At 66.6% G+C, this 2,808-nt stretch carries 2 protein-coding genes and 2 riboswitches; of the genes, one reads left to right on the top strand and one right to left on the bottom strand.

All coding sequences use genetic code 11. The features are described from left to right. Positions 1–78: 78 nt before the first annotated feature. Positions 79–172: riboswitch (cyclic di-GMP riboswitch) on the bottom strand. A gap of 533 nt (positions 173–705) precedes the next feature. Next, positions 706–2,016: an alkaline phosphatase gene (locus AB1609_20130; protein MEW6048751.1), complete on the bottom strand. Its 1,311-nt coding sequence runs from the start codon at positions 2,014–2,016 to the stop codon at positions 706–708. A 276-nt stretch (positions 2,017–2,292) separates the two neighbouring features. Next, positions 2,293–2,443: riboswitch (cobalamin riboswitch) on the top strand. A gap of 134 nt (positions 2,444–2,577) precedes the next feature. Here AB1609_20130 and AB1609_20135 point away from each other — a divergent pair. Next, positions 2,578–2,808, top strand: a 231-nt coding sequence (locus tag AB1609_20135) for a hypothetical protein (GenBank protein ID MEW6048752.1), incomplete at its 3' end; no start/stop codon positions are given.

Genomic DNA, 2,808 nt, shown 5'->3' on the forward strand with positions numbered 1-2,808 from the left:
TCAGCACGGCATGGCTGGCCAGGCGCCGAACACACGCCACCCCAGGTAAGCTCCCGGCCTACCTGGCTGCCCTCCGGACCCGGCAACCCAGCCGTCTTCGGCAGCCCCTGGCTCCGCCCGAAGACCTGCGGCTTTGCGCCCCCTGCTCACGCAGGGTTTGCCCTGAACAGGTCCGACCTGGTCCGTCTACGTTCCCTGTGGGCTTCTCTACGAGGACAAACGGACACTGACAAACTTTTCCGAAACCCTGGGGCGGGCGTTCGACGAAATCCCCCAAAATCCTTCTCGCCCCCCGGGCCCCCTTGCCCGGGCCGGCGAGCCTGCGGCCTTCCTCCACGGGCCTGGTCGGCGCCCTCGTCCCGACCGCCTGGGCAGCCCGGCTCACCGGCATCACGAGCACCGCCGCCGGTGCCTGGTGACCCGCCGTTGCCATCTGGCTGTGGCGAAGAACCCCCGGGCCGGGGTGAGGGCGGCAGTACGTGGATGATGTAGCAATGCGAGGCGGGGTCGAACTCAATCCGGTGCACCTGGCCTTCTCGGGCCGCCCTTACCTTCAGGCGAGAGCGGGTGAGGCCGAGCGCCTCGCCCGGTCTCACCCGCTGACCCGGCCTCACCATCACCCCATACGTGGCGTCCACCCGGTAAACAGCCGCTGCCGGCCCTTCCTCACGCTCCACGGTCACACGTCGCTCCCCGGAGCCGTCGCTACCGAGACAGCTCCAACCCGGCCGCGCTGGCAATCCTGCGCGCCACGTCCGTGTTGTCGTAGACCCCTGCAAACAGGTAGCTCGCCCGGCCAAACGCATACACCGGCACGGACTCACCGGTGTGAGAGGTCGTGGTCCACCCGATCTGGGCCCGCTGGGCGATCACCTCGGCAATGGCCCGTGCCGACGCGGTCTTCACCCTGGCGAGCTCCTCGGGCGTCAGGTCGCTGAGGCCGGCAAACTCTGCCATGACCTGCGCCACTTCCTGGTCACCCTTGCCCTTCACCAGACCTGCCAGCACTTCGGCCGAGACCCGCTGGCGCTTGAGCACCTCCGGCTTGATGAAATACTTACCCACACTGAGCCCCACGCCGCCCGTTTCGTGGTCCGCCGTGACGACGATGAGCGTGCTGGGGTCCACCTCGAGGAAATCCAGCGCGGCGTTGACCGCCTCGTTCAATTCGTAGATCTCCATGGTCGCCGTCATCGCATCGTGGCCGTGGTTTGCCCAGTCGGGCTTACCGGCCTCAACCATGAGGAAGAAGCCCTCGGGATCGCGGCTGAGAATATCGAGCGCCTTCTGAGTCATTTCGGCCAGCGTCGGCACATCGACGCCAAGGAACGGTCGGTCGATGTAATACGGAAGGTGCCCCTCGGCGAACAGCCCGAGAAGCTTTCCGGTTGGCGCGGAGGCCGACAAGAGCTCCGCCCGGCTGGAGACGTAAGAGTAGCCGGCCTCCTGAAACTCACGCACCAGATCGCGCTCGTCGCTGCGCTTGCTGCCGGGTGCGGATCGCGGAACGAAGAACGCAAGACCGCCGCCCATGTACACGTCCGCTGTCTTCAAAGCGGCGTACTGATCGGCCACCGGCAGCTCGTCCCGGGAAGTGGTGTGCGCGCCGAACGCCGCCGGGGTGGCGTGGGTAATGGTAACGGTCGTGACCAGTCCTGTCGCCTTGCCCGCCTCCCGGGCCGCTTCCACCAGGGTTTTGACCGAGCGGCCGTCGGGCGTGATGCTGAGCCACGCGTTGTTTGTCTTGAACCCGGTGGCCAGCGCCGTTGCAGCCGCTGCCGAGTCGGTCACCAGGGAGTCGGCCGAATGCGTCTTCTGGATGCCTGCATACTCGGCCCTTTCGAAGTCCAGGTACCCGTCGCTGCCCACGAGGACCGTCCGGGCCAGGTCGATGCTCGCCATGCCCATACCGTCTCCGACGAACAGGATGACGTTTTTCACCGCGGCCGCTGCGAAAGTCGAACCAACCGCCACGGTTACCAACACGAGGAGCCAGAGCAGCACAATACGCCTCACCGCACAACCCTCCATCGAAGCACCCCTTTGGACTCTCCCAGCGGGCCGGGCCGTACATATAACCTTGGACGGTTTGTAACGGTTGCAAGTGTGATGCCCGCTGCCCGGAGAGGGCGTTCCCTCCAGGACTTGGCTGGACCTCAGGCAGCTCCTGCTGGCCCGGGCCACGCGAGGAACTCACGAAGGCCCAGGCCTGCGGCGAACTGGCCGGGCGGGTTGACACGGCGACGCTGATTACCTAGAATGTGCCTCGGTTGCAAGGTACCTTACAATTGAGCAGGCAGCGAGGACCGAGGTGCCCGACGCCCCGGATGGCAGGGCAGTAATGGCGAAAACCGGTGAAAGTCCGGTGCTGTCCCGCAACTGTGATCCGGCCGCGCGATGCGGCCGGTAAGCCAGGTCGCCCGCCTCGGTTCGGTTCCGGAGCCTCGCGGTAAGGCAAAGGGCCGTGGCTGAAAAGAGGCAGGGAGTGCCCCCTCGTCGGCGCGGCGAGGGGGCTTTTTTTCTTCTGCCGGCCCTCCGGCCCGGTCCCAAACTCTGCTGGCTTGAGGGAGGAGTACCATGCGGTGGCGCACCAGCATCCGGGTATGGCCGGCCATAGCCATGGCGCTGGCCATCCTGGCCGGTACGCTTGTGGTAATTCCGGCGTCCTTCCTGCCTGCGGCGGCCGGCGCCGGCGTTTCAAACGCTTCCGGCGAGCGGCCGGCCGGTGCCGTTGTTGCCGAGGAGTCCGCCGCGCCCGGCGAGCTTGACGGATTTCCCGTCACCGAACTGGACGACCTGGGTCATCGG

The sequence above is a fragment of the Bacillota bacterium genome, from assembly GCA_040754675.1.
Lineage (GTDB): Bacteria > Bacillota > Limnochordia > Limnochordales > Geochordaceae > Geochorda.